This window comes from Rhizobium sp. 57MFTsu3.2, from assembly GCF_012932765.1.
Lineage (GTDB): Bacteria > Pseudomonadota > Alphaproteobacteria > Rhizobiales > Rhizobiaceae > Rhizobium > Rhizobium altiplani.
In genome coordinates, this window is sequence record NZ_JDWI01000001.1 from 133176 (window position 1) to 156402 (window position 23227).

Genomic DNA, 23227 nt, shown 5'->3' on the forward strand with positions numbered 1-23227 from the left:
GGTTGGCACCTCTTTTTTGGAAAAAATGCATCTCCGTGAACGAACGAATAGACACTGGAATAGAAGCCTTTTCGGCTGCCGAGCTGGCCACGGAAGAAAGCCGCGCCTCGGCAACGCCGATGATGGAGCAATTCATCGAGATCAAGGCCAACAACCCTGACTCGTTGCTGTTCTATCGCATGGGCGATTTCTACGAGCTGTTCTTCGAGGATGCTCTGGAAGCCTCCCGTGCACTGGGCATCACGCTGACCAAGCGCGGCCAGCACATGGGGCGGGACATTCCTATGTGCGGCGTGCCTGTTCATGCGGCCGACGACTACCTGCAGAAGCTGATCGCCCTCGGTTTCCGGGTTGCCGTCTGCGAGCAGGTCGAGGACCCGGCCGAAGCCAAGAAGCGCGGATCCAAGTCCGTCGTGAAACGCGACGTTATCCGCCTGGTGACGCCGGGCACAATTACCGAGGAAAAGCTGCTTTCGCCGTCGGAATCGAACTATCTGATGGCACTTACCCGGATTCGCGGCAGCGCCGAGCCGGTATTGGCGCTGGCTTGGATCGACATCTCGACCGGAATCTTCCGCCTGGCCGAGACCGAAAGCTCGCGGCTGCTTGCCGATATCCTGCGGATCGATCCGCGTGAACTGATCGTGCCCGATACGATCTTTCACGATGCCGAGCTGAAACCTGTTTTCGACGTACTCGGCCGCACCGCCGTTCCGCAACCATCCGTGCTCTTCGACAGCGCCACCGCCGAGGGGCGGATCGCGCGCTATTTCAATGTCTCTACGCTTGATGGGTTCGGCACCTTTTCGCGCGCCGAGCTTGCCGCCGCCTCTGCAGCCGTCGCCTATGTCGAGAAGACACAGATCGCCGAACGGCCGCCGCTCGGCCGGCCGGAGCGCGAAAGCGGCGCGTCAACGCTGTTCATCGATCCCGCCACCCGTGCCAATCTCGAACTTGCCCGCACGCTTTCAGGCGATCGCAACGGCTCGTTGCTGAAGGCGATCGACCGTACCGTGACGGGCGGCGGGGCACGCTTGCTGGCCGAACGGCTGATGTCGCCGTTGACCGATCCCATCCGGATCAATGAGCGGCTGGATTCGATCGGTTTCCTGATGGAGGAGCCTTCGCTTTGCGGCGACCTGCGCCACCATCTCAAGCATGTTCCCGATATGCCGCGCGCGCTTTCGCGTCTTGCACTCGACCGTGGCGGGCCGCGTGACCTTGCCGCCATCCGTCAGGGCCTGAGTGCTGCGGGCGATGTCGCCCGGCTGCTGTCGGAAGCACTGCTGCCGGAAGAGCTGAAGCTCGCGCTTTCGCGCCTCGAGGCCCTCCCGGCCGGCCTCGCAACGCTGCTTTCCGAAACACTGGGCGACGAGCTGCCGCTGCTGAAGCGCGACGGCGGCTTCTTGCGGGACGGCGCCAACACCGAACTGGACGAGGTCAGGGCGCTGCGCGATCAATCGCGCCGGGTGATTGCCGGCCTGCAGCTGCAATATGCCGAGGAAACCGGCATCAAATCGCTGAAGATCAAGCACAACAATATCCTCGGCTACTTCATCGAAGTTACTGCCGGCAATGCCGGGCCGATGACAGATACGCCGGAGGCCAAGGGTCGCTTCATCCACCGCCAGACGATGGCGAACGCGATGCGCTTCACCACCACCGGGCTTGCCGATCTGGAAAGCCGGATCGCCAACGCCGCCGACAAGGCGCTTGCTATCGAACTGGCGGCATTCGACCACATGACCTCGGCCGTCGTCGCCGAAGCGGAAGCAATCAAGGCAGGCGCTCGCGCGCTCGCCGTTATCGACGTTGCCGCCGGCCTTGCGCTGCTTGCAGACGAGCAGGCCTATTGCCGGCCGCTAGTCGACGGCTCGAAGATGTTTGCGATCGAAGGCGGACGCCACCCTGTCGTCGAACAGGCGCTGCGGCGGCAATCATCTGGCCCGTTCGTTGCCAACAACTGCGATCTCTCTCCCGTCTCCGGCGGAAAGGATGGCGCGATCTGGCTGCTGACCGGCCCGAACATGGGCGGTAAGTCGACCTTCCTGCGTCAGAATGCACTGATCGCGATCCTCGCGCAGATGGGGTCCTTCGTGCCGGCGACGTCAGCCCATATCGGCATCGTCGATCGGCTGTTCTCGCGCGTCGGCGCTTCCGACGATCTTGCGCGCGGCCGATCGACCTTCATGGTCGAAATGGTCGAAACGGCGGCGATCCTCAATCAGGCGACCGACCGGTCCCTTGTCATTCTCGACGAGATCGGCCGTGGTACGGCTACCTTCGACGGCCTTTCCATCGCCTGGGCCGCCGTCGAACATCTGCACGAAGGGAACCGCTGCCGCGGCCTCTTTGCCACCCACTTCCACGAACTGACGGTGCTGTCGGAAAAGCTTGCACGGTTATCGAACGCGACGATGCGCGTGAAGGAATGGGACGGCGACGTGATTTTCCTGCACGAGGTCGGCCCAGGTGCTGCCGACCGCTCCTACGGCATCCAGGTTGCCCGGCTTGCCGGCCTGCCGGCCTCGGTGGTGGCGCGTGCCCGCGACGTGCTGACACGCCTCGAGGACGCCGACCGCAAGAACCCGGCGAGCCAGCTCATCGATGACCTGCCTCTGTTCCAGGTGGCGGTTCGGCGCGAGGATGCCAGCCGTGGCCCATCGAAGGTGGAAGAAGCGCTAAAGGCCATGAGCCTCGACGACATGACCCCGCGCGAGGCGATGGGCGCGCTCTACGACCTCAAGAAGAAGCTGAAGCAGGGCTAGCCGATGTTCATGGATCGGCTGTTCAACGAGACCCAGAGGCTTGCGGCGATCTTCAACGCGCTTGAAGCGCTGCGGCTTGCGGATGAGCACGGCACCCCGCGCGGCTGGGCTTCGCCCTTCGGCCTGCTGGAGATCATCCGCTGCTGCGCCCGGATTCTGGAACTTTCCTCGTGTGTTGCCAAAGCCGGCTACCGCGAGTGCGACCAAGAGACGCTGGAGGCGATCACCAGCGAAACGCGGCAGGTGCTCTATTCCGTACAGGCTCAGATCGCTGCCTGATCGCCCGATGCCGCCGCTTTCGCGCGCGGCAACACCTTTTCGCCAAAATTAAAGGTTCTGCAGTATGAAAGCCCGTGTCATCGGCGGGCAAAGAGGCTATAGCGCATGCAGACGAAACGAGAGGAGCAGCAGCACACGGCTGCGCCACGCGAACAGGAAGCCGCCCCGCGCATGGCGACGACGAACGACATCGATTTCTCCGATATCCTCGACACCGATCATCTCTCGAAGACGTGCGACGCGGTGGCCGAGTCCAACAAGACGCGGCCCGACGTCATGCGGTCCGATCTGCTGGCGATCCTCAAGAAGGCGAGCAGCGAAGGTAGACAGATAGCGCGCGAGTTGCTTTCTGCCGATGGCAGCGGCATCAATTGTGCCCGCCGTATTTCCTGGCTGCAGGACCAGATCGTCACGGTCCTCTACGAGTTCGTCTGCACCCACGTCTTTCCGAAGCAGAAGGACAAGTTCGCCGTCACCGCCGTTGGCGGCTATGGCCGCGACACGCTGGCGCCAGGCTCCGATATCGACCTTCTGTTCCTGTTCCAGCCGAAGCCGGCGGAGGAGACGCACAAAGCAGTCGAATTCATGCTCTACGTCCTCTGGGACATGGGCTTCAAGGTTGGCCATGCAACGCGCACCCTGGAAGAGTGCATTGCGCTGTCGAAGTCGGACATGACGATCCGCACGGCGATCCTCGAGATGCGCTACATCTGTGGCCTGCGATCGCTGGAAACGCAACTGGAGACGCGCTTCGACAAGGAAATCGTCACCGGCACCGGCCCCGAATTCATCGCCGCCAAGCTTGCCGAGCGTGACGAGCGCCACCGCAAGGCGGGCGACACGCGCTATCTCGTCGAGCCGAACGTCAAGGAAGGCAAGGGCGGCCTGCGCGACCTGCACACGCTCTTCTGGATTTCGAAATACTACTACCATGTTCGCGACACGGCGGAGCTGGTGCCACTCGGGGTTCTCTCCAAGCACGAGTATCGCGTTTTCGAGAAGGCCGACGACTTCCTCTGGGCGGTGCGCTGCCACATGCATTTCCTGACCGGAAAGGCCGAGGAACGGCTGTCCTTCGACATTCAACGCGAGATCGCCGAAGCGCTTGGATATCATTCGCGACCCGGCCTTTCGGCCGTCGAGCGCTTCATGAAGCACTACTTCCTCGTCGCCAAGGACGTCGGCGACCTGACGCGCATCCTCTGCGCGGCGCTCGAGGATCAGCAGGCGAAGTCGACGCCCGGCCTCACCGGTGTCATCAGCCGCTTTGCGCACCGCAGCCGCAAGATCGCCGGCAGCACGGAGTTCGTCGAGGACCGCGGTCGTATCGCGCTTGCAAGCCCGGATGTCTTCAAGCACGACCCGGTCAACATCATCCGCCTGTTCCATGTTGCCGACATCAACGGGCTGGAATTCCATCCCGATGCGCTGAAGCGGGTGACGCGCTCGCTCAACCTCATCGACAGCGATCTGCGCGAAAACGATGAGGCCAATCGCCTCTTCATGTCGATCCTGACTTCGAAGGGCGACCCCGCGCTCATTCTGCGGCGCATGAACGAGGCCGGTGTGCTCGGCCGCTTCATTCCCGAATTCGGCAAGATCGTCGCGATGATGCAGTTCAACATGTACCACCACTATACGGTGGACGAGCATCTGATCCGCACCGTCGACGTCCTGTCGGAAATCGACAAGGGCAAGGCCGACGACCTGCACCCGCTCGCAAACAAATTGATGCCCGGCATCGAGGACCGCGAGGCGCTCTACCTTGCCGTGCTGCTGCACGACGTTGCCAAGGGCCGCCAAGAAGACCATTCCATTGCCGGCGCCCGTGTCGCCCGCAAGCTGTGCGCCCGTTTCGGCCTGTCGCAGAAGCAGACAGAGTTGGTCGTCTGGCTGATCCAGGAGCATCTGGTCATGTCGATGGTCGCGCAGACGCGCGACCTTACGGACCGCAAGACGATCACCGACTTCGCCGATGTGGTGCAGTCGCTCGACCGGCTGAAGATGCTGCTGATCCTGACGATCTGCGACATCCGCGCCGTCGGTCCCGGTGTCTGGAACGGCTGGAAAGGCCAGTTGCTGCGCACGCTTTACTATGAAACGGAACTGCTGCTTGCCGGCGGCTTCTCGGAGGTTTCGCGCAAGGAGCGCGCCAATTTCGCAGCCGAAGCGCTCTACAACGCGCTCTCCGACTGGAGCCAGAAGGATCGCAAGATCTATAGCAAGCTGCACTACCAGCCCTATCTGCTCTCCGTTCCCCTGGAAGATCAGGTCCGGCACGCCGGCTTCATCCGGCAGGCGGACAAGGCCGGCCAAGCGCTGGCGACAATGGTGCGGACCGACAGTTTCCACGCGATCACCGAGATCACCGTATTATCGCCTGACCATCCGCGCCTCCTGGCCGTCATCGCCGGTGCCTGTGCCGCTGCCGGTGCCAACATCGTCGACGCGCAAATCTTCACGACGTCGGATGGGCGCGCGCTGGACACGATCCATGTCAGCCGCGAGTTCAAGGACGATGCCGACGAGCTTCGCCGCGCCGGCACCATCGGGCGGATGATCGAGGACGTGCTTTCCGGCCGCAAGCGACTGCCCGAGGTCATCGCGACCCGCACCAAGAACCGCAAGAAGAGCAAGGCCTTCGTCATCCCGCCGTCGGTCAACATCTCCAACAGTCTGTCGAACAAGTTCACGGTCATCGAAGTCGAATGCCTTGACCGACCCGGCCTGCTGTCGGAAATCACAGCGGTTCTATCGGATCTCTCGCTCGACATTCAGTCGGCCCGCATCACCACCTTCGGCGAGAAGGTCATCGACACCTTCTACGTGACCGATCTCGTCGGCCAGAAAATCTCGGGCGACAGCAAGCGCTCGAATATCACCGCGCGCCTCAAGGCCGTGATGGCCGAGGAACAGGACGAGCTGCGCGAGCGCATGCCCTCCGGCATCATCGCGCCGCCTGCTACGGCCAGCGCCGCGATGCAAACAGAAAAGAAGGCGGATTCGCCCGCATGAGCCCAAACGCATGAGCCTCGTTAGAAAATTCGCCACCGTCGGCGGCGCCACGCTCGGCAGCCGCATCTTCGGCTTCGCCCGTGAAACGCTGATGGCGGCCGCACTCGGCACCGGTCCGATGGCCGACGTCTTTTATGCCGCCTTCCGTTTTCCGAACCTCTTCCGGCGGCTCTTTGCGGAAGGCGCTTTCAATGCCGCCTTCGTGCCGCTCTTTGCCAAGGAAATCGAGGCGAACGGCACCGATGGTGCCAAGCGCTTTTCTGAAGAAGTGTTCGGCGTGCTGTTTTCGGTGCTGCTGCTCATCACCATCGTGATGGAGCTCTCCATGCCCCTGCTCGTGCGCTTCGTCATCGCGCCGGGCTTTACCAACGATCCGGACAAGTTCGACATTACCGTGCGCATGGCGGCGGTCATGTTCCCCTACCTCATGTGCATGTCGCTGACGGCGATGATGAGCGGCATGCTGAATTCGCTCCATCATTTCTTCGCCGCCGCGATTGCGCCCGTTTTCCTCAACGTCGTGATGATCGGCGCGCTGTTCTACGCGCTCTATATCGACGCGGAGCCCCTGCAGACCGCGTGGTATCTCTCCTGGGGCGTGCTCGTAGCCGGTATCCTGCAGCTCGCCGTCGTCTACTTCGGCGTGCTCCACGCCGGCATGAGCATCGGGTTGCGTTTCCCGCGCTTCACGCCCAACGTCAAACGACTGCTGATCCTCGCGATCCCCGCGGCGGTGACTGGCGGCATTACCCAGATCAACCAGATGATCGGCCAGGCGATTGCGTCCTCGCGCGAAGGCGCCATTGCAGCCCTCCAGTATGCCGACCGTATCTATCAGCTGCCGCTCGGCGTCGTCGGCGTCGCCGTCGGCGTGGTGCTGCTGCCGGAACTCGCCCGCGCCCTGAAGGGCGGCAATCTGCGCGAGGCCGCAAACCTGCAGAACCGGTCGATGGAATTCGTACTGTTCCTGACCATCCCCGCTGCCTTCGCGCTCTGGATTCTCTCCGACGAAATCATCCGTGTGCTCTATGAGCGCGGTGCCTTCCATCAGGAAAACACCTCCATCGTCGGCTCCATCCTCGCCATCTACGGCATTGGCCTGCCGGCTTTCGTGCTGATCAAGGCGCTGCAGCCGGGATTCTACGCGCGCGAGGACACCAGGACGCCGATGCGCTTTTCCGCCATCGCCGTTGGCGTCAATTGCGCCACGGCGCTGACGCTCTTCCCGTTCCTCGGCGCTCCCGGCATTGCAGTCGCGGAAGCGACGGCAGGCTGGATAAGCACCGTACTGCTCTTCACCACCCTGCTGCGTCGTCGCCATCTCACCTGGGAATGGGCCTTGGCGCGGCGCACGGCGCTGCTCGTCGTGTCGGCGGCCGTCATGGGCGGCGTGATCATGTACCTGCAGCACCGCTGGGAGCCGTGGCTTGCCTCAAGCGCGCACCTGACGACGAAGGTCGGCACGCTCGGCCTTCTGATCGTGATCGCCATGGCTGTCTACTTCGCGACCGCATTCCTGATCGGCGGCGCAAATCTCGGCATGATCCGGCGCAATCTCAATCGCAAGCCGGCTGCAAAGGTAGACGGTTGAGCCTCAGCAATAGGTCCATCGTCGTTTGGCGCCTACGTCCACATGGACGATGCCGTTGCAGTAACGGCCGATCCCGCCGATTCCTGGTGCCGATTCAGCGATCGCAATGATGGTGCGCTCCGAAACGCCGGGGATCCGGATATCGGCGGCTGCGCAGTAGCGATGCTGGGAATGAGATCGACCGTGCGCCCGGAACCCCGAGGTTACCATTGGACGGCGACCGGTCTTGGCGGCGATATAAGCAAGAACGCCGCGTAGCCGCGGCGGGAAGCAGTTCGCCTGGACGCTGACGGTCTGCAGCGAGTAGGCAAGCGTTTCCTTATGCTTGAGCGGCGGTATTGCAACTCTTCTGACGTTCTGGGCGTCGGCACTGTCGAAACACGACAGACTGAACAGGCCGGCGAGTGCGATGGAAAATGCCGAATGCATGGTTCCCTCCCCTCGAAATGCGCCGGAATCGCCGGCGCAGTTTTTGGCGAATGGAACGCTCACCCCAAAAATGGCCTTTTTGTGAAATTCTTTACCTACCGTTACGGAACCGTAACACAATTTACGGCCAATTGATGAATTAGCTCCACCTCAGAGGTGGTATAAATTTCCAAGCTGCGTAAATTTTCTTGACATATTCACAGCAAGCAATTCATCGCCAATCTCCCGTTCATAGCGTTTCTCGTGCAAATACCACCGCCAATCCCCGCCGGGTGCAATGTGTGTCAAAACGCTTGCTAGACCTCACGGTCGCGAAGGCGCTCCCGTCGGCGCGAGGAGCATGATCCTTGACCGAGCCCCCGCAACCGGCAACAACACGACACGACAAATCGGAGCCTGCAATGTCCCAATCGCTCTTCCTCGTAACGCTCGTCGTCGACGACTACGATCGCGCCAAGGACTTCTACTGCGGCGCGCTCGGCTTCGAATGCCTCCAGGATGACGTCCAGCCGGATGGCAAGCGCTGGGTCGTCGTCAGACCGAAGGGCAGCGACGGCGCAGCCTTTCTGGTCGCGCAGGCGGCCAACGATCGGCAGATGGCGGCAATGGGCAACCAGACGGGCGGGCGTGTCGGCTTCTTTCTCAAGACCGACGATTTCGCAGGCGACCATGAGTCGATGCTGGCCAAGGGCGTGCAGTTTCTCGAGGCGCCGCGGCACGAAAGCTACGGGACCGTCGCCGTGTTTGCGGATCCTTACGGCAACACCTTCGATCTGATCGAACACGCCGCAGGCTGAACCCCTTGATTGCGGGAGCGCGCGCGTGCATAAGCGCGCCCGTTAGCAACATGGGTTACAGACCCTGGGGCCCTCCACCAGCCTAATCGAGGACATAATGAACGAATTCAGGAAAGTCGTTTTTTCCGGCGTCCAACCGACCGGCAATCTCCATCTCGGCAACTATCTCGGCGCGATCCGCAAGTTCGTGGCACTGCAGGAAGGCAACGACTGCATCTACTGTGTCGTGGATATGCACGCGCTGACGGCGCAGCTCGTCCATGAGGATATGCCGAACCAGATCCGCTCGATCGCCGCCGCCTTCATCGCCTCTGGCATCGATCCGGAAAAGCACATTGTCTTCAACCAGTCGGCCGTGCCGCAGCATGCAGAACTCGCATGGATCTTCAATTGCGTAGCGCGCATCGGTTGGATGAACCGCATGACGCAGTTCAAGGACAAGGCCGGCAAGGACCGCGAGCAGGCCTCGCTCGGTCTCTACGCCTATCCGAGCCTGATGGCTGCCGACATCCTCGTCTATCGCGGGACGCATGTCCCCGTCGGCGACGACCAGAAGCAGCACCTTGAACTCGCCCGCGACATCGCCATGAAGTTCAACCTCGACTACGCGGAGCATATCCGCAAGACGGACTATGGCATCGACATCACCGTCGGCAACGAGCCGGTGCATGCCTATTTCCCGATGGTCGAGCCGCTGATCGATGGCCCGGCGCCGCGTGTCATGTCGCTTCGCGACGGTACCAAGAAGATGTCGAAGTCGGATCCATCAGATCTTTCGCGCATCAACCTGATGGACGACGAGGAGGCGATCTCGAAGAAGATCCGCAAGGCCAAGACCGATCCGGACGGCTTGCCCAGTGAAGTCGACGGTCTCAAGGGTCGCCCGGAAGCGGACAACCTTGTCGGCATCTACGCGGCGCTCGCTGACAGGTCGAAAGCTGACGTGCTTGCCGAATTCGGCGGGCAGCAGTTCTCGGTCTTCAAGCCGGCGCTCGTCGATCTCGCCGTCAATGTGCTCTCGCCGATCACCGCCGAGATGCGCCGCCTGATGTCGGACACCAGTCACATCGACGCGACCCTGCGCAACGGCAGTGAACGGGCTCGGGCCCGCGCCGAGGTGACGATGAAGCAAGTGCGCGACATCGTCGGCTTCTTGTACTGAGATAGGCCTCAAGAGCTTACCCGGGGCGACCTTTGCCGCCCCGGGCTTGTCGAAGCCAGACCTGCGGCGTAGTCTGTTGAAACGACCGTCAGGAGGCTTCGATGCGAGATCGCAACCTCATCCAGATCGGCACGATGGAGATCCGCTTTCTGATCGACGAGGATCAGAGTGCCGGCGGTCTCGTGATGTTCGAATTCACGGTCCCGCCCCAGGCACGCGTCCCCGCCCCCCATTACCACCGGGACGTCGACGAAGTGATTTACGGATTGTCCGGCACGATGTCGACGACGCTGGACGGGCGCAAACACGAGATCGCAGCAGGGGAAACCCTGTTCATTCCGCGCGGTTACGTCCACACCCACGAGAACCTGCATGGCGAAACCGCCAAGGCGTTGATCACCATGACGCCCGGCCTGATCGGCAGGCGCTATTTCGAGGAGATGGCGTCGGCCATCAATGTTCAGGGCAAGCCTGACATCGAACATGTGAAGGCGATCATGCGTCTCTACGGACTGGTTCCGGCCTGACTACACAGCACGCAGGCGATCCTTCGAGGGCGACCAAACGAGGGCTTGCAAATCTTCAGGTTCAGGTGTCAGAGTCCGCCCCATGGTATCAAAACGACTCTCCCGGCTCGAAGGTCATCGCCGCAAATTCATGGCTGTCATTGACGATACGCCCGAATGCTCCCGCGCCGTCCACTACGCCGGTCGGCGCGCCAAGAACTCGAATGGCGGCCTTGTGCTGATGTACGTGATTCCGGAGGGCGACTTCCAGCAGTGGCTGGGTGTGGAGGAAATCATGCGCGCCGAGGCGCGCGAGGAAGCGGAAGCAGTAGTCGCCAAGGCGGCGCATGTGGTTCGCGAAACGATCGGCATCGACCCTGAGATCGTCATCCGCGAGGGAAGCGCCACGGAACAGATCAACGCCGTCATCGAAGAAGACCGTGATATCGCCATCCTGGTGCTGGCCGCAAGCTCGGCAAAGGAGGGACCGGGGCCGCTGGTGTCGTCGATCGCCGGGCGTGGCGCGACATTTCCGATCCCCGTCACTGTCCTGCCGGATACATTGACCGACGAGGAGCTGGATGCCCTCGCATAAAGCCATTTCTTGAGTGCCAGTCTCTTGAATAGAGTTGCCAATCGGCTTATTTTCTTTTTTGAAGAATTCTAAAGACGGCCTGGGCCACTGCCCGCCGCACGGAGAGCGACATGTTTATTCAGACCGAAGCCACACCGAATCCCGCCACGCAGAAGTTCCTGCCGGGTCGGGTCGTGATGGAAAACGGCACGGCCGAGTTTCGGAGCGCCGACGAGGCCCAGGCATCGCCGCTCGCGGCTCGTCTGTTCGAAATCCCGGGCGTGACCGGCGTCTACTTCGGTTATGACTTCATCTCCGTCTCCAAGGACAATGCCGAGTGGCAGCACCTGAAGCCGGCGATCCTTGGCTCGATTATGGAACACTTCATGTCGGGCAAGCCTGTCATGGGCGATGCATCGATTCTTTCCGAAGATCTCGATGCCGGCGGCGAATTCTTCGACGAAGCCGACGAGTCGATCGTGCTGACGATCAAGGAGCTGCTGGACACACGCGTGCGGCCGGCCGTTGCACAGGATGGTGGCGACATCACCTTCCGCGGCTTCAAGGACGGCAAGGTTTATCTCAACATGAAGGGCTCTTGCTCCGGCTGCCCGTCCTCGACGGCGACGCTGAAGCATGGCGTGCAGAACCTGCTTCGCCATTTCGTTCCGGAAGTCGAGGAAGTCGTCGCCGCCTGACGGCGACGCCCCTGTTCCGGCATTCGTCCTGGCGCAGCAATTGCAAGCGCGGCAGGGTGATTGTATGGACGCTGAGGAACGCTTTATTCGGAAATTGATGCCATGATCATACTGGCGCTCGACACCGCAGGTGTGGATTGCGCTGCCGCTCTCTATGACAGCGGCAGGAATACGATGCTGGGGGAGGCATCGGACATGATCGGCAAGGGGCATGCTGAGCATCTGATGGGGATCGTCGACCGCGCGATGGATAAGGCGGGCCTGGCGCTTTCGGCCGTCGATCGTATTGCCGTCACCATCGGTCCTGGCTCCTTCACGGGCATTCGCGTCGGCGTCGCCGCTGCCCGCGGCTTTGCGCTGTCGCTCGGCGTTCCGGCCGTCGGCATCACCACGCTTGCGGTGATGGCTGAAGCGCAGCGGCAAAAGACGCCCGGGCGCCCGGTGCTGACAGCCATGGATGCCAAGCGAAACGAGATCTACTTGCAGGCCTTCAATGCCGATGGCGAACCGCTCGACGAAGCGCGCGCCGTGACTGTCGAGGAAGCGCAGACGGTTGCTGCGGCATTCGATGGCGAAATAACCGGTTCGGCCACGCCCCTCCTGAAGCCGGACGCTACCGGCGACCATGCCAACCATTTCCCGATTTCTTTGGTGGCGCGCCTCGGTGCCGACGCCGATCCGTCTGCTGGAAAGCCTAAACCTCTTTATCTGCGCGGACCCGATGCCAAGCCGCAGGCCGGATTCGCAATTGCGCGAGTATGACGATGTTGGAATCCTATTTGACCTTGAAGCCGGAATTTGAAATCGTCGCGATGGATGCCGATGATTGCCGCGCGGTCGCCGCGCTGCACGGCGAGCGTTTCGCCCGCCCGTGGGGCGATGGCGAATTCTACAGCCTGCTCAGCCAGGATACCGTCTTCGGCTTCGTGGCCCGCCAAACCAATGCATTCCTCAAGAAGCCGTTGCCGGGCTTCGTGCTGGCGCGCCAAGTCGCCGGCGAAGCGGAAATCCTGACGATCGCCGTGCAGACAAAGGTCGCGCGCGCCGGCCTCGGCTGGCGGCTGATGCAGGCTGCCATGCGCGAAGCGAAACTGCGCGGTGGCGAGAGCATCTTTCTCGAGGTCGACGACGGCAATGCGGCCGCACTCGGGCTCTACGGCAAGCTCGGCTTCGAGAAGGTCGGCGAACGCCGGGGATACTACAAGGATGCCAAGGGCGCGGTTTCCACAGCGCTTGTCATGAAGCGCGTTCTTCGCTAGTTCCGTTGCTTGAACGTTGACTATCGGAAGGCAGCCCATGACTGACGTCGCCAAGACCCTCGAGGAGCTTTGCGCTGAACGCGGCATGCGCATGACCGAGCAGCGCCGTGTAATCGCACGCATACTCGAAGAATCCGCCGACCACCCCGACGTGGAAGAACTCTATCGCCGCTCGGTGAAGGTCGATGCGAAGATTTCGATCTCGACAGTCTACCGCACCGTGAAGCTGTTCGAAGACGCCGGCATTATCGAGCGTCATGACTTCCGAGACGGCCGCTCGCGCTATGAGACGGTGCCGGAAGAGCATCACGACCATCTCATCGACCTCAAATCGGGTGTCGTGATCGAGTTTCACTCGCCCGAGATCGAGGCATTGCAGGAGCGCATCGCCCGCGAGCACGGCTTCAAGCTGGTCGACCACCGGCTGGAACTTTACGGCATCCCGCTCAAGCCGGACGAGCGCTGAGACATGATCGCAGCCATGGAGTCTTCGTCTTGATCGCCTGGCTGCGCGTCGCCTTTGCGGGTATCGTCATTTTCGTCGCCAGTCTCCTGCTCATGCCCTGGCAGCTTTTGGCGCTCCGCTTCGACTGGAAGCTGCGGCGCTGGCTGCCCCGCGTCTGGCATCGCATCGTCTGTTTCTGTCTCGGCATCCGGATTCGCGTCCATGGGAAGATGGAAACGCACAGGCCGTTGATGCTGTGCGCCAATCATTCGTCGTGGATGGACATCATGGTGCTCTCCGCGGTTGCCGACGTTGCGTTCATCGCCAAGATCGAGGTGCGCGACTGGCCGATTTTCGGCACGCTGGCGAAGCTGCAGAAGAGCGTCTTCGTCGTGCGCGAGGAAAAGCGCAAGACCGGTCATCAGGCGAACGAGATAGCGACCCGAATGGCGGATGGCGAGATCGTCGTCCTGTTTCCGGAGGGCACGACGTCGGATGGAAACCGGCTTCTGGAGGTCAAATCGTCGCTGTTTGGCGCCGCCGCCATGGCGGTTCCCGCTTCGCCGACCGGAGCAGTCGTCGTCCAACCGGTCGCGGTGGCCTATACCGGCGTCCACGGTCTGCCGATGGGGCGCTATCATCGCCCGCTTGCCTCGTGGCCGGGCGATGTGGAGATGTTCCCGCATCTGAAAGACATGCTGCGATGCGGCGCCTTTGAGGTGGAAGTCTGTTTCGGCGAAGCCGTCGAATATCGTGCGAACAGCAACCGCAAGGAAGTCAGCACGACCATCGCTCGTCGCATCCGCACGATGCTTGGCGCAGCATTGCGCGGTCGCAAAGCGGCCTGAGGCAAGATTTCCTTTTCTCGCGCATGAAAAACCACTAAATAGCCGCCCATGACCCAGGACAGTGCCCTTCTTCATGCCCCGGAGACCGATCTCCGTGATGGCAGCAACAGCCGCAAGGTGTTCATCAAGACCTATGGCTGCCAGATGAACGTCTATGACTCGACACGCATGAGCGATGCCCTCGCGCGTGACGGATACGAGTCGACGGAAGTCTTGGAGGAGGCAGACCTTGTTCTGCTGAATACCTGTCATATCCGCGAAAAGGCTGCCGAAAAGGTCTACTCGGCGCTCGGCCGCCTGCGCGACATGAAGAAGGAGCGCAACAAGGAAGGCCGGGAGTTCATGATCGGCGTCGCCGGTTGCGTGGCACAGGCGGAAGGCGAGGAAATCCTGCGCCGGGCGCCCGCCGTCGACGTCGTCATCGGTCCGCAGACCTATCACCGCCTGCCGGAAGCGCTGCGCAAGGCGAAGGAAGGGCAGCGGATCGTCGACACGGAATATGCCCTCGAAGACAAGTTCGAGCATCTGCCGATCGCCGAGAGCAAGAAAATCCGCTCTCGCGGCGTAACCTCCTTCCTGACGGTTCAGGAAGGATGCGACAAGTTCTGCACCTTCTGTGTCGTGCCCTATACGCGCGGTTCGGAAGTATCTCGGCCTGTCAGCCAGATCGTCGAGGAAGCACAGAAGCTCGTGGAAGGCGGCGTGCGCGAAATCACGCTGCTCGGCCAGAACGTCAACGCCTGGCATGGTGTCGGCCCGAATGATCAGGAATGGACGCTCGGAGACCTGCTCTACCGGCTGGCCGAGATCCCCGGACTTGCGCGTCTGCGCTACACCACCAGCCATCCTCGCGACATGGACGATCGCCTGATCGAGGCGCATCGGGACCTGCGCGCGCTGATGCCCTACCTGCATCTGCCGGTGCAGGCCGGCTCCGACCGCATCCTGAAGGCGATGAACCGGCGCCATACGGCCGCCGAATACCTGACCCTCGTCGAGCGCATCCGCGCCGCTCGCCCAGACATTGCCCTTTCCGGAGACTTCATCGTCGGTTTTCCGGGGGAGACAGACCAGGATTTTGAAGATACACTCCGTCTCGTGGAGGAGGTGCGCTATGCGCAGGCCTTCTCCTTCAAGTACTCGACACGGCCGGGCACGCCCGGTGCGGAACTGAAGGACCAGGTGCCGGAAGAGATCAAGGCAGAACGGCTAGAACGCCTGCAGGCGCTTCTTCTGAAGCAACAGCAGGAATTTGCCGAATCCTGTGTCGGGAAAACGATCGAACTGTTGCTCGAAAAGCCCGGTCGCATGCCAGGACAGCTTATCGGCCGTTCTCCGTGGCTTCAGTCCGTGAATGTTGATGCAAAAGCATTGCAAATCGGTGACATTATTAACGTGCGAATCACCGGAACCGGAACCAACAGCCTGTTTGCCGAGATAGCAGAGGCTGAGGTCTAAACCCTAGGAGCTCGACCGCTTGAACGGACAAGAATTGGTTTCTTCACCGCGCCACCCACGCATTGCGAGCGACGCCAATCACTTTATTCTGACGTTCGAGAACAATCGGTTCGCCAGTGAGTTGTTCGGTCAGTTCGACCAGAACCTCAAGCTGCTTGAAGAGCGTCTCCACATCGACGCTCGAGCGCGCGGCAATTCCGTCGTTATCTCGGGAGACATTGTCGCCACCAACCAGGCGCGGCGTACACTCGATTACCTCTATGAGAAACTCCAGAAAGGCGGCAGCGTGGAGCGATCCGACGTGGAAGGCGCGATCCGCATGGCGGTCGCCGCAGACGATCAACTGAGCCTGCCGACGATGGAGCGCAAAGCCAAGCTCACCATGGCGCAGATTTCGACCCGCAAGAAGACTATCGTCGCGCGAACGCCGACCCAGGACGCCTACGTGCGCGCTCTGGAACGGGCCGAACTGGTTTTCGGCGTCGGTCCGGCGGGTACCGGCAAGACCTATCTCGCCGTCGCTCATGCGGCCCAGCTCCTCGAACGGGGTCTTGTCGAGAAGATCATTCTTTCCCGCCCGGCGGTGGAAGCCGGCGAGCGGCTCGGCTTCCTGCCCGGCGACATGAAGGAAAAGGTCGATCCCTATCTCCGCCCGCTCTATGACGCGCTCTACGACATGATGCCCGCCGACAAGGTCGATCGGGCAATCACGGCCGGTGTTATCGAAATCGCTCCGCTCGCCTTCATGCGCGGCCGGACGCTCGCAAACGCTGCCGTCATTCTCGACGAAGCGCAGAACACGACCTCGATGCAGATGAAGATGTTCCTGACGCGTCTTGGCGAGAATTCCCGCATGATCGTCACCGGCGACCCGAGCCAAATCGACCTGCCGCGTGGTGTCAAATCCGGACTGGTGGAGGCCCTTCAACTACTGAATGGCGTCGAAGGCATTTCGATCGTCCGCTTCCGGGATACGGATGTCGTACGTCATCCGCTTGTCGGCCGCATCGTCAAGGCCTACGACTCGACCTATATCGCGGAAGCAGAGGAAGCCAGCCGGCAGGATTGATGGCCGAACTCGACATTCAGATCAGCATCGAAGAGGGCGACTGGCCCTCCGAGGATGCGCTGCATGCATTGGCGGATCGGGTGCTGGAAACAGCCGCCACCTATCTGCGTGAAACGGTCAAGCAGCCCTTTCCGAAGATGGTGCCCGAGGTTTCGCTTGTTTTCACGGATGATGCCTCGATCCAGGACATCAATGCCGAGTGGCGCGGCAAGGACAAGCCGACCAATGTGCTTTCCTTTCCGGCCTTCCCGGTCAAGCCGGGCAACGTGCCGGGACCGATGTTGGGCGACATCATTATCGCAAGAGAGACCGTTGAGCGGGAGGCAGTCGAGCTCGAAAAGAGCTTTGACGACCACCTGACCCACTTGATGGTGCATGGTTTCTTGCATCTCTTCGGCTACGATCATAATAATGACGCTGAAGCCGAGATAATGGAGGGGCTCGAGACTCGCATTTTGGCGGTACTCGGCCTATCTGACCCATACGAGGGTCAAGACCTTAAAATGGAACCATGAGCGACTTTACGACGAGACCGGCCGCGGAGGCCAAGGACGCCGACCAATCCTCCTCTTCTGACGAGGGTGGCAGTAGTAGTAGGCAGTCTGGACGACCCCAATCCTTCTGGACGCGCGCCGCGCGTATCTTGAGACCACAGCAGGGCTCGCGCCTTCGCGAGGACATCGCCGATGCGCTGCTGACCGACGCTGCCGACGGTGACGTCTTTTCGCCCGATGAACGGGCAATGCTGCACAACATCCTTCGCTTCCGGGAAGTGCGCGTTGCTGACGTGATGGTGCCGCGGGCCGATATCGAAGCCGTCGATCAGAACATCACGATCGGCGAACTGATGATCCTGTTCGAGGAATCTGGCCGTTCGCGCATGCCTGTTTATGCGGATACGCTCGATGATCCGCGCGGCATGGTGCATATCCGCGATCTCCTGTCCTACGTCGCCAAGCAGGCCCGCAACAAGCGCCGCGGCAGCACCAAGACAGTCAAGTCGACAGAGCCTCTGGTCGAGGTTTCACCCGAACACTTGCAGAAGCCTACACGCGCTGCGAAGCCGAATTTCGACCTCAGCCGCGTCGACCTACAGAAGACGCTGTCGGAGGCCGGGATCATCCGCAAGATCCTGTTCGTTCCGCCGTCGATGCTTGCGTCGGACCTCCTTCGCCGCATGCAGGTCAACCGCACGCAGATGGCGCTGGTCATCGACGAGTACGGCGGCACCGATGGATTGGCCTCGCACGAGGACATCGTCGAGATGGTCGTCGGTGACATCGACGACGAGCACGACGACGATGAAGTCATGTTCAAGCGCGTCTCCGAAGACGTCTTCGTCGCGGATGCCCGTGTCGAACTGGAGGAGATCGCCGAGGCGATCGGGCCGGACTTCGACATCACCGAACAGGTCGACGAAGTCGACACGCTGGGCGGCCTGATCTTCTCCGAGCTCGGGCGTATTCCGGTGCGTGGCGAGGTCGTGCAGGCTCTGCCCGGTTTCGAGTTCCATATCCTCGACGCCGATCCGCGCCGGATCAAGCGCGTGAGGATCACCCGCAAGCGTCAGGCCATCCGTCGCCGCGTCAAGATCGACGGCGACAGCACGCCCGGTTCGGATCACGGCGAGGAGAGGCAAACCGACGCCTCCACGTCGACCTGATGCCGCAACGCACGACAAACGGCGGCTTTTTTGAAAGACTGCGAGCGGGTTGATTCGCAGCTTGATGGGAGTGCGCATGGAGCGGCTTGCGGACAGGGTTATCCTTGCCTGGGGGTTCAAGAGGGTTGCGTTGGCGGTCCTTGCTGGCGCCGTCGGCGTTCTGGCCCTGCCTCCATTTGGCTTCTTTGCCGCAATGTTCGTGTCGTTCACGCTGCTCGTCTGGCTGATCGACGGCTCGGCTGCCGCTCCGGAAAGCGGGCTCATTGGGCGACTGTGGCCATCTTTTACCGTCGGTTGGCTCTTCGGCTTTGGCTATTTCGTCGCGGGTCTCTGGTGGCTTGGCCACGCCTTGATGATCGACGCGGAGGCCTTCGCTTGGGCGCTGCCGCTGGCGATCCTCGGCCTGCCTGCCGTGCTCGCCATCTTCTACGGCATTGCTGCGGCGCTGGCGCGAACCATGTGGTCCGATGGCATGGGGCGGATTGCGGCGCTTGCGGCGAGCTTCGGGTTGCTGGAGTGGCTGCGGAGCGTGCTTTTCACCGGCTTCCCCTGGAACGCTATCGGCTACGGCATGACGCCCGTGCCGCTCATGATGCAATCGGCGCACGTCATCGGCATCATGGGCATCACGTCGCTCTCGGTCTTCATCTTCGCCGCTCCCGCACTCCTCGGCACCCGGCAGGGCGCAAAGCTCGGGCTCTCGCTGGCAGCCCTGCTCTTCGCCGCACATATCGGCTATGGCGCCTATATCCTCTATGGCCCGCAACCCGCGCCTGCATCCGACTCCCCGAGCCCGGTCATTCGCCTGGTTCAGCCGATGATCGAGCAGACGGCGAAGATGGACAGCGACGCCGACCGCGCTGCTATCTTCGAGAAGCACCTGAAGCTTTCCGTCGAGCCTCCGAAGGACGGCGGGCGGAAACCGGACATCATTGTCTGGCCGGAAACGTCCATTCCCTTCATCCTGACCGACAATCAGGATGCGCTCAGCCGGATCGCGGACACGCTCGACGACAATCAGATCCTGATTGCCGGCGCTGTCAGGGTGGAGGACATGGGGCCTGGCAATCCGCCTCGCTACTACAATTCGATATACGTCATCGACGGCCGTGGGCAGATTGCCGGCGCGGCCGACAAGGTGCATCTCGTGCCGTTCGGCGAATACGTGCCGTTCGAGAATATCCTCGACGATTTCGGCATCCAGAATGTGGTCGAGATGCCAGGCGGCTTCTCACCCGCCGCCACGCGCCAGCTTCTGAATTTGCCCACGGGGATCAAGTTCTATCCCCTCGTCTGCTACGAGATCATTTTCCCCGACGAGATGACCGGCGACCTAGGCGCCGCCAATGCCATTCTCAATGTCACGAACGACGCGTGGTTCGGTGCAACACCCGGCCCCTACCAGCACTTTCAACAGGCTAGGTTGCGTGCCGTGGAGACCGGCTTGCCGCTGATTCGAAATGGCAATAGCGGAATTTCAGCCATCGTGAACTCCCGTGGCGAGGTCATTGCGGGTCTCGGCCTCAATGAAACTGGCTTTGTCGACGCAACCATCGAGCGTTTCGACGCCCAGCGCGATCCGGGTTACCCGCGCCAAACTTACTTCCGGTTGATCGAGATACTTCTGTTTGCAATTGCGCTGGTTTCGCGTTTTGGTTTAGTTTTCAAGCAGAATTGACCGAAAACCCCTAAAATTGCATAGTGGTTCGGATCGGCGTTCTTAGCGTATGTTTCAAGGTGGTTAATCAAGACTTTGCAACGTGGCGTTTTGGGGATGGGTTTGGGCATGCCGGTTTGAACAAGGTTGAAAATTTTTGTTAGGGCAGGACCATGATTGAGAACAAGAAGCGGCCGAACCCCATCGACGTACACGTTGGTAGTCGCATTCGCCTTCGGCGAACGATGCTCGGAATGAGCCAGGAAAAGCTCGGAGAGAGCCTCGGCATCACCTTTCAGCAGATCCAGAAATACGAAAAAGGCACCAACCGTGTCGGTGCCAGCCGCCTCCAGAATATTTCCAGCATTTTGAACGTTCCGGTTTCCTTCTTCTTCGAGGACGCGCCGGGCGAACAATCCTCCGGCCTGTCCGGCATGGCGGAAGCCTCCAGCTCCAACTATGTGGTCGACTTTCTTTCGTCGTCCGAGGGGCTTCAACTCAACCGCGCCTTTGTAAAAATCACCGATCCCAAGGTTCGCCGCAAAGTCGTCGAGCTGGTGAAGGCACTCGCCGCCGAAGCCGACAGCGAATAACCGCCATTCAAAATTCGGAGCAGAGACAAAAGCGGTCGCAACGGCCGCTTTTGGCATTTTTGGGGCAAAATTTGCCACTTTGCAGCAGATATAAAGATATATTTATGTCCTTCTACGCTTGTTTTTCTGATGCGAACTGAGTACCTACTAGGCAGCTTTTGTTCTTTGAGGGGAATCCCGGAATGCGCGCGAATTACCTTTTCACCAGCGAGTCAGTTGCCGAAGGTCACCCGGACAAGGTGTGTGACCGGATCTCCGACGAGATCGTGGATCTGGTCTACCGCGAAGCCGCCAAGACCGGCGTCAACCCCTGGGGCGTGCGCATTGCCTGCGAGACCCTGGCAACCACCAACCGCGTCGTGATCGCCGGTGAAGTGCGCCTGCCGCCGAGCCTGATGAAGAAGGACAAGAACGGCAACGACGTCATCAACCCTTCGAAGTTCAAGGCCGCTGCCCGCCGCGCCATCAAGGACATCGGCTATGAGCAGGACGGGTTCCACTGGAAGACGGCGAAGATCGACGTGCTCCTGCACTCGCAGTCCGCCGACATCGCCCAGGGCGTCGATAGTGCCGCCGACCAGCAGGGTGACGAAGGTGCCGGCGACCAGGGCATCATGTTCGGCTACGCCTGCAAGGAAACGCCTGACCTCATGCCGGCGCCGATCTATTACTCCCATAAGATCCTGCAGCTGCTCGCGACTGCCCGCAAGAAGGGCGACGGCGAAGTTGCAAAGCTCGGCCCGGACGCCAAAAGCCAGGTGACGGTGCGCTACGTGAACGGCAAGCCTGCCGAAGTCACGTCGATCGTTCTCTCCACCCAGCATCTCGACGAAAGCTGGGATTCGAAGAAGGTTCGCGCGGTGGTCGAGCCCTATATCCGCGAAGCCCTCGGCGATCTGCCGATCGCCGACGATTGCAACTGGTACATCAATCCGACCGGCAAGTTCGTCATCGGCGGTCCTGACGGCGACGCCGGCCTCACCGGCCGCAAGATCATCGTCGACACCTACGGCGGTGCTGCTCCGCACGGTGGCGGTGCGTTCTCCGGCAAGGACACGACCAAGGTCGACCGCTCGGCCGCTTACGCTGCCCGTTACCTCGCGAAGAACGTCGTTGCCGCTGGTCTTTCCGACCGCTGCACGATCCAGCTGTCCTACGCTATCGGCGTCGCACAGCCGCTGTCGATCTATGTCGACCTGCACGGCACCGGCAAGGGCGTGACGGAAGACCAGATCGAAGCCGCGATCCGCAAGAACATGGACCTGTCGCCAACAGGCATCCGCCGTCACCTCGACCTCAACAAGCCGATCTATGCCAAGACTTCGGCCTACGGCCATTTCGGTCGCAAGGCTGGCCGCGACGGCTCGTTCTCCTGGGAACGCACCGACCTCGTCAAGGCGCTCAAGGACGCCGTCAAGGTCAAGGAAGCAGCATGACCGACATGGAGCGTCGCGGACGCGCGACCGAAGCCTTCTTCGGTCGCCGCAAGGGAAAGGCTCTGCGCGAACATCAGGCAGAGCGACTGAACACCCTGCTTCCGGCGTTCCTCATCGATCTTTCAGCGGCTCCGCCCGAGCCGCTGAAGACCCTCTTTCCGGTGCCGACCGAAAGGCTGCGCCTGGAAATCGGTTTCGGCGGCGGCGAGCATCTGATCCATCGCGCCGTGGAAATGCCCTCGACCGGCTTTATCGGGGTCGAGCCTTTCATCAATTCCATGCAGAAGCTGCTGACGAGCGTCGACAAGGCAGGCGCCAGGAACGTTCGTGTCTACAACGATGATGCGACGCAATTGCTGGATTGGTTGCCGGACGCCTCGATCGACCAGATCGACCTGCTTTACCCGGATCCGTGGCCAAAGCGGAAGCACTGGAAGCGCCGCTTCGTGTCGAAGACGAACCTCGACCGATTCCACCGCGTGCTGAAGCCGGGCGGGCTGTTCTGCTTTGCGTCCGATATCGATACCTACGTCAACTGGACGCTGCTCAAATGCCGCGACCATGGCGGCTTCGAATGGCTAGCACAGAATGCGGCAGACTGGCTGACGCCCTACGAGGGCTGGCCGAGCACACGCTACGAGGCCAAGGCACGGCGTGAAGGCAGATCTTCCGCCTATCTCACATTCAAGCGCGTCTGAGCCTGCCTAGTGCAGGCTCACCGTTTTCAGCTCATCCTCAGCGGCCTTGAAGAAGGTGCTGGAGCGATTATCCGTCAAAAGGATCGGCGTGCCATCGGCGCCGAATAGCGCCCAGAGGTCAACGCTCGGATCGATGTCTGGCGCTTCCGGGAAGCACTTGGCAACTTCTTCGTTGCGCATCTTGCGGATATAGGCGACCTCGCCGTTGCCGATGCCGGCAAGTTCGGTTTTGGTCAGGTGCGAATTGGCTTCTTTCATCAACATTCCTGTACCTCCAAGAGA

23 protein-coding genes are annotated in these 23227 nt (G+C 61.2%); 21 read left to right on the plus strand and 2 right to left on the minus strand.

The genetic code is table 11. From position 1 onward, the window contains the following. Positions 1–35 precede the first annotated feature (35 nt). From mutS to murJ, 4 genes are all read left to right on the plus strand, one after another. A complete protein-coding gene (gene mutS / locus AF71_RS00650) occupies positions 36–2768 on the plus strand; it encodes a DNA mismatch repair protein MutS (protein ID WP_169679226.1) in 2733 nt (910 codons plus the stop codon). Positions 2769–2771: 3 nt separating this feature from the next. Beyond that, complete coding sequence (locus AF71_RS00655) at positions 2772–3047, plus strand: hypothetical protein (RefSeq protein WP_169679230.1); 276 nt, start codon at positions 2772–2774, stop codon at positions 3045–3047. A gap of 105 nt (positions 3048–3152) precedes the next feature. Then, entirely contained in the window at positions 3153–6062 is a 2910-nt protein-coding gene (locus AF71_RS00660) for a [protein-PII] uridylyltransferase (protein WP_169679233.1), read from the plus strand. A 10-nt stretch (positions 6063–6072) separates the two neighbouring features. Next, entirely contained in the window at positions 6073–7653 is a 1581-nt protein-coding gene (gene murJ / locus AF71_RS00665) for a murein biosynthesis integral membrane protein MurJ (protein ID WP_169679236.1), read from the plus strand. Between the two features lie 3 nt (positions 7654–7656). Here the strand turns inward: murJ and AF71_RS00670 are convergent, their stop codons facing one another. Beyond that, positions 7657–8082 carry a D-Ala-D-Ala carboxypeptidase family metallohydrolase gene (locus AF71_RS00670; RefSeq protein ID WP_018855102.1) on the minus strand — a complete coding sequence of 142 codons (426 nt, stop codon included), beginning with the start codon at positions 8080–8082 and terminating at the stop codon, positions 7657–7659. A gap of 401 nt (positions 8083–8483) precedes the next feature. Between AF71_RS00670 and AF71_RS00675 the strand changes: the two genes are divergently transcribed. The 17 genes from AF71_RS00675 (at position 8484) to trmB (ending at position 22945) form a co-directional block, all read left to right on the plus strand. After that, complete coding sequence (locus tag AF71_RS00675; RefSeq protein WP_018855103.1) at positions 8484–8879, plus strand: VOC family protein; 396 nt, start codon at positions 8484–8486, stop codon at positions 8877–8879. A 97-nt stretch (positions 8880–8976) separates the two neighbouring features. Next, positions 8977–10041 (plus strand): tryptophan--tRNA ligase, encoded by a 1065-nt coding sequence (gene trpS / locus AF71_RS00680; protein WP_018855104.1) that lies wholly within the window; start codon positions 8977–8979, stop codon positions 10039–10041. 101 nt (positions 10042–10142) lie between these two features. Then, on the plus strand, positions 10143–10568 hold the full coding sequence (locus AF71_RS00685; RefSeq protein WP_018855105.1) for a cupin domain-containing protein: 426 nt from the start codon (positions 10143–10145) through the stop codon (positions 10566–10568). An 82-nt stretch (positions 10569–10650) separates the two neighbouring features. Continuing rightward, positions 10651–11142 carry a universal stress protein gene (locus AF71_RS00690; RefSeq protein WP_007789346.1) on the plus strand — a complete coding sequence of 164 codons (492 nt, stop codon included), beginning with the start codon at positions 10651–10653 and terminating at the stop codon, positions 11140–11142. 110 nt (positions 11143–11252) lie between these two features. Next, the gene (locus tag AF71_RS00695; RefSeq protein WP_018855107.1) at positions 11253–11819 is read left to right on the plus strand and encodes a NifU family protein; all 567 of its coding nucleotides are present in this window, start codon (positions 11253–11255) and stop codon (positions 11817–11819) included. Between the two features lie 102 nt (positions 11820–11921). Beyond that, complete coding sequence (gene tsaB / locus AF71_RS00700) at positions 11922–12581, plus strand: tRNA (adenosine(37)-N6)-threonylcarbamoyltransferase complex dimerization subunit type 1 TsaB (RefSeq protein ID WP_018855108.1); 660 nt, start codon at positions 11922–11924, stop codon at positions 12579–12581. 2 nt (positions 12582–12583) lie between these two features. After that, positions 12584–13078: an N-acetyltransferase gene (locus tag AF71_RS00705; RefSeq protein WP_025658711.1), complete on the plus strand. Its 495-nt coding sequence runs from the start codon at positions 12584–12586 to the stop codon at positions 13076–13078. Positions 13079–13115: 37 nt separating this feature from the next. Beyond that, positions 13116–13544 carry a Fur family transcriptional regulator gene (locus AF71_RS00710; RefSeq protein ID WP_007789354.1) on the plus strand — a complete coding sequence of 143 codons (429 nt, stop codon included), beginning with the start codon at positions 13116–13118 and terminating at the stop codon, positions 13542–13544. A gap of 29 nt (positions 13545–13573) precedes the next feature. Next, a complete protein-coding gene (locus tag AF71_RS00715; protein WP_025658710.1) occupies positions 13574–14371 on the plus strand; it encodes a lysophospholipid acyltransferase family protein in 798 nt (265 codons plus the stop codon). A gap of 48 nt (positions 14372–14419) precedes the next feature. After that, a complete protein-coding gene (gene miaB, locus AF71_RS00720) occupies positions 14420–15829 on the plus strand; it encodes a tRNA (N6-isopentenyl adenosine(37)-C2)-methylthiotransferase MiaB (protein ID WP_169679239.1) in 1410 nt (469 codons plus the stop codon). Between the two features lie 19 nt (positions 15830–15848). Continuing rightward, entirely contained in the window at positions 15849–16898 is a 1050-nt protein-coding gene (locus tag AF71_RS00725; protein WP_025658708.1) for a PhoH family protein, read from the plus strand. Then, positions 16898–17413 (plus strand): rRNA maturation RNase YbeY, encoded by a 516-nt coding sequence (ybeY, locus tag AF71_RS00730; protein ID WP_018855113.1) that lies wholly within the window; start codon positions 16898–16900, stop codon positions 17411–17413. The genes AF71_RS00725 and ybeY overlap by 1 nt, the downstream gene beginning before the upstream one ends. Further along, positions 17410–18561, plus strand: coding sequence for a hemolysin family protein (locus AF71_RS00735; RefSeq protein ID WP_026371511.1), 1152 nt, complete (start codon positions 17410–17412; stop codon positions 18559–18561). Before ybeY ends, AF71_RS00735 begins: the two co-directional genes overlap by 4 nt. Before the next feature lie 76 nt (positions 18562–18637). After that, on the plus strand, positions 18638–20239 hold the full coding sequence (gene lnt / locus AF71_RS00740) for an apolipoprotein N-acyltransferase (protein WP_169679241.1): 1602 nt from the start codon (positions 18638–18640) through the stop codon (positions 20237–20239). A 152-nt stretch (positions 20240–20391) separates the two neighbouring features. Further along, the gene (locus tag AF71_RS00745; RefSeq protein ID WP_018855116.1) at positions 20392–20811 is read left to right on the plus strand and encodes a helix-turn-helix domain-containing protein; all 420 of its coding nucleotides are present in this window, start codon (positions 20392–20394) and stop codon (positions 20809–20811) included. 182 nt (positions 20812–20993) lie between these two features. After that, entirely contained in the window at positions 20994–22247 is a 1254-nt protein-coding gene (gene metK / locus AF71_RS00750) for a methionine adenosyltransferase (RefSeq protein WP_018855117.1), read from the plus strand. Further along, positions 22244–22945 (plus strand): tRNA (guanosine(46)-N7)-methyltransferase TrmB, encoded by a 702-nt coding sequence (trmB, locus tag AF71_RS00755; protein ID WP_018855118.1) that lies wholly within the window; start codon positions 22244–22246, stop codon positions 22943–22945. Before metK ends, trmB begins: the two co-directional genes overlap by 4 nt. A gap of 6 nt (positions 22946–22951) precedes the next feature. Here the strand turns inward: trmB and AF71_RS00760 are convergent, their stop codons facing one another. Beyond that, on the minus strand, positions 22952–23209 hold the full coding sequence (locus AF71_RS00760; protein ID WP_007799651.1) for a DUF1150 family protein: 258 nt from the start codon (positions 23207–23209) through the stop codon (positions 22952–22954). Positions 23210–23227 lie beyond the last annotated feature (18 nt).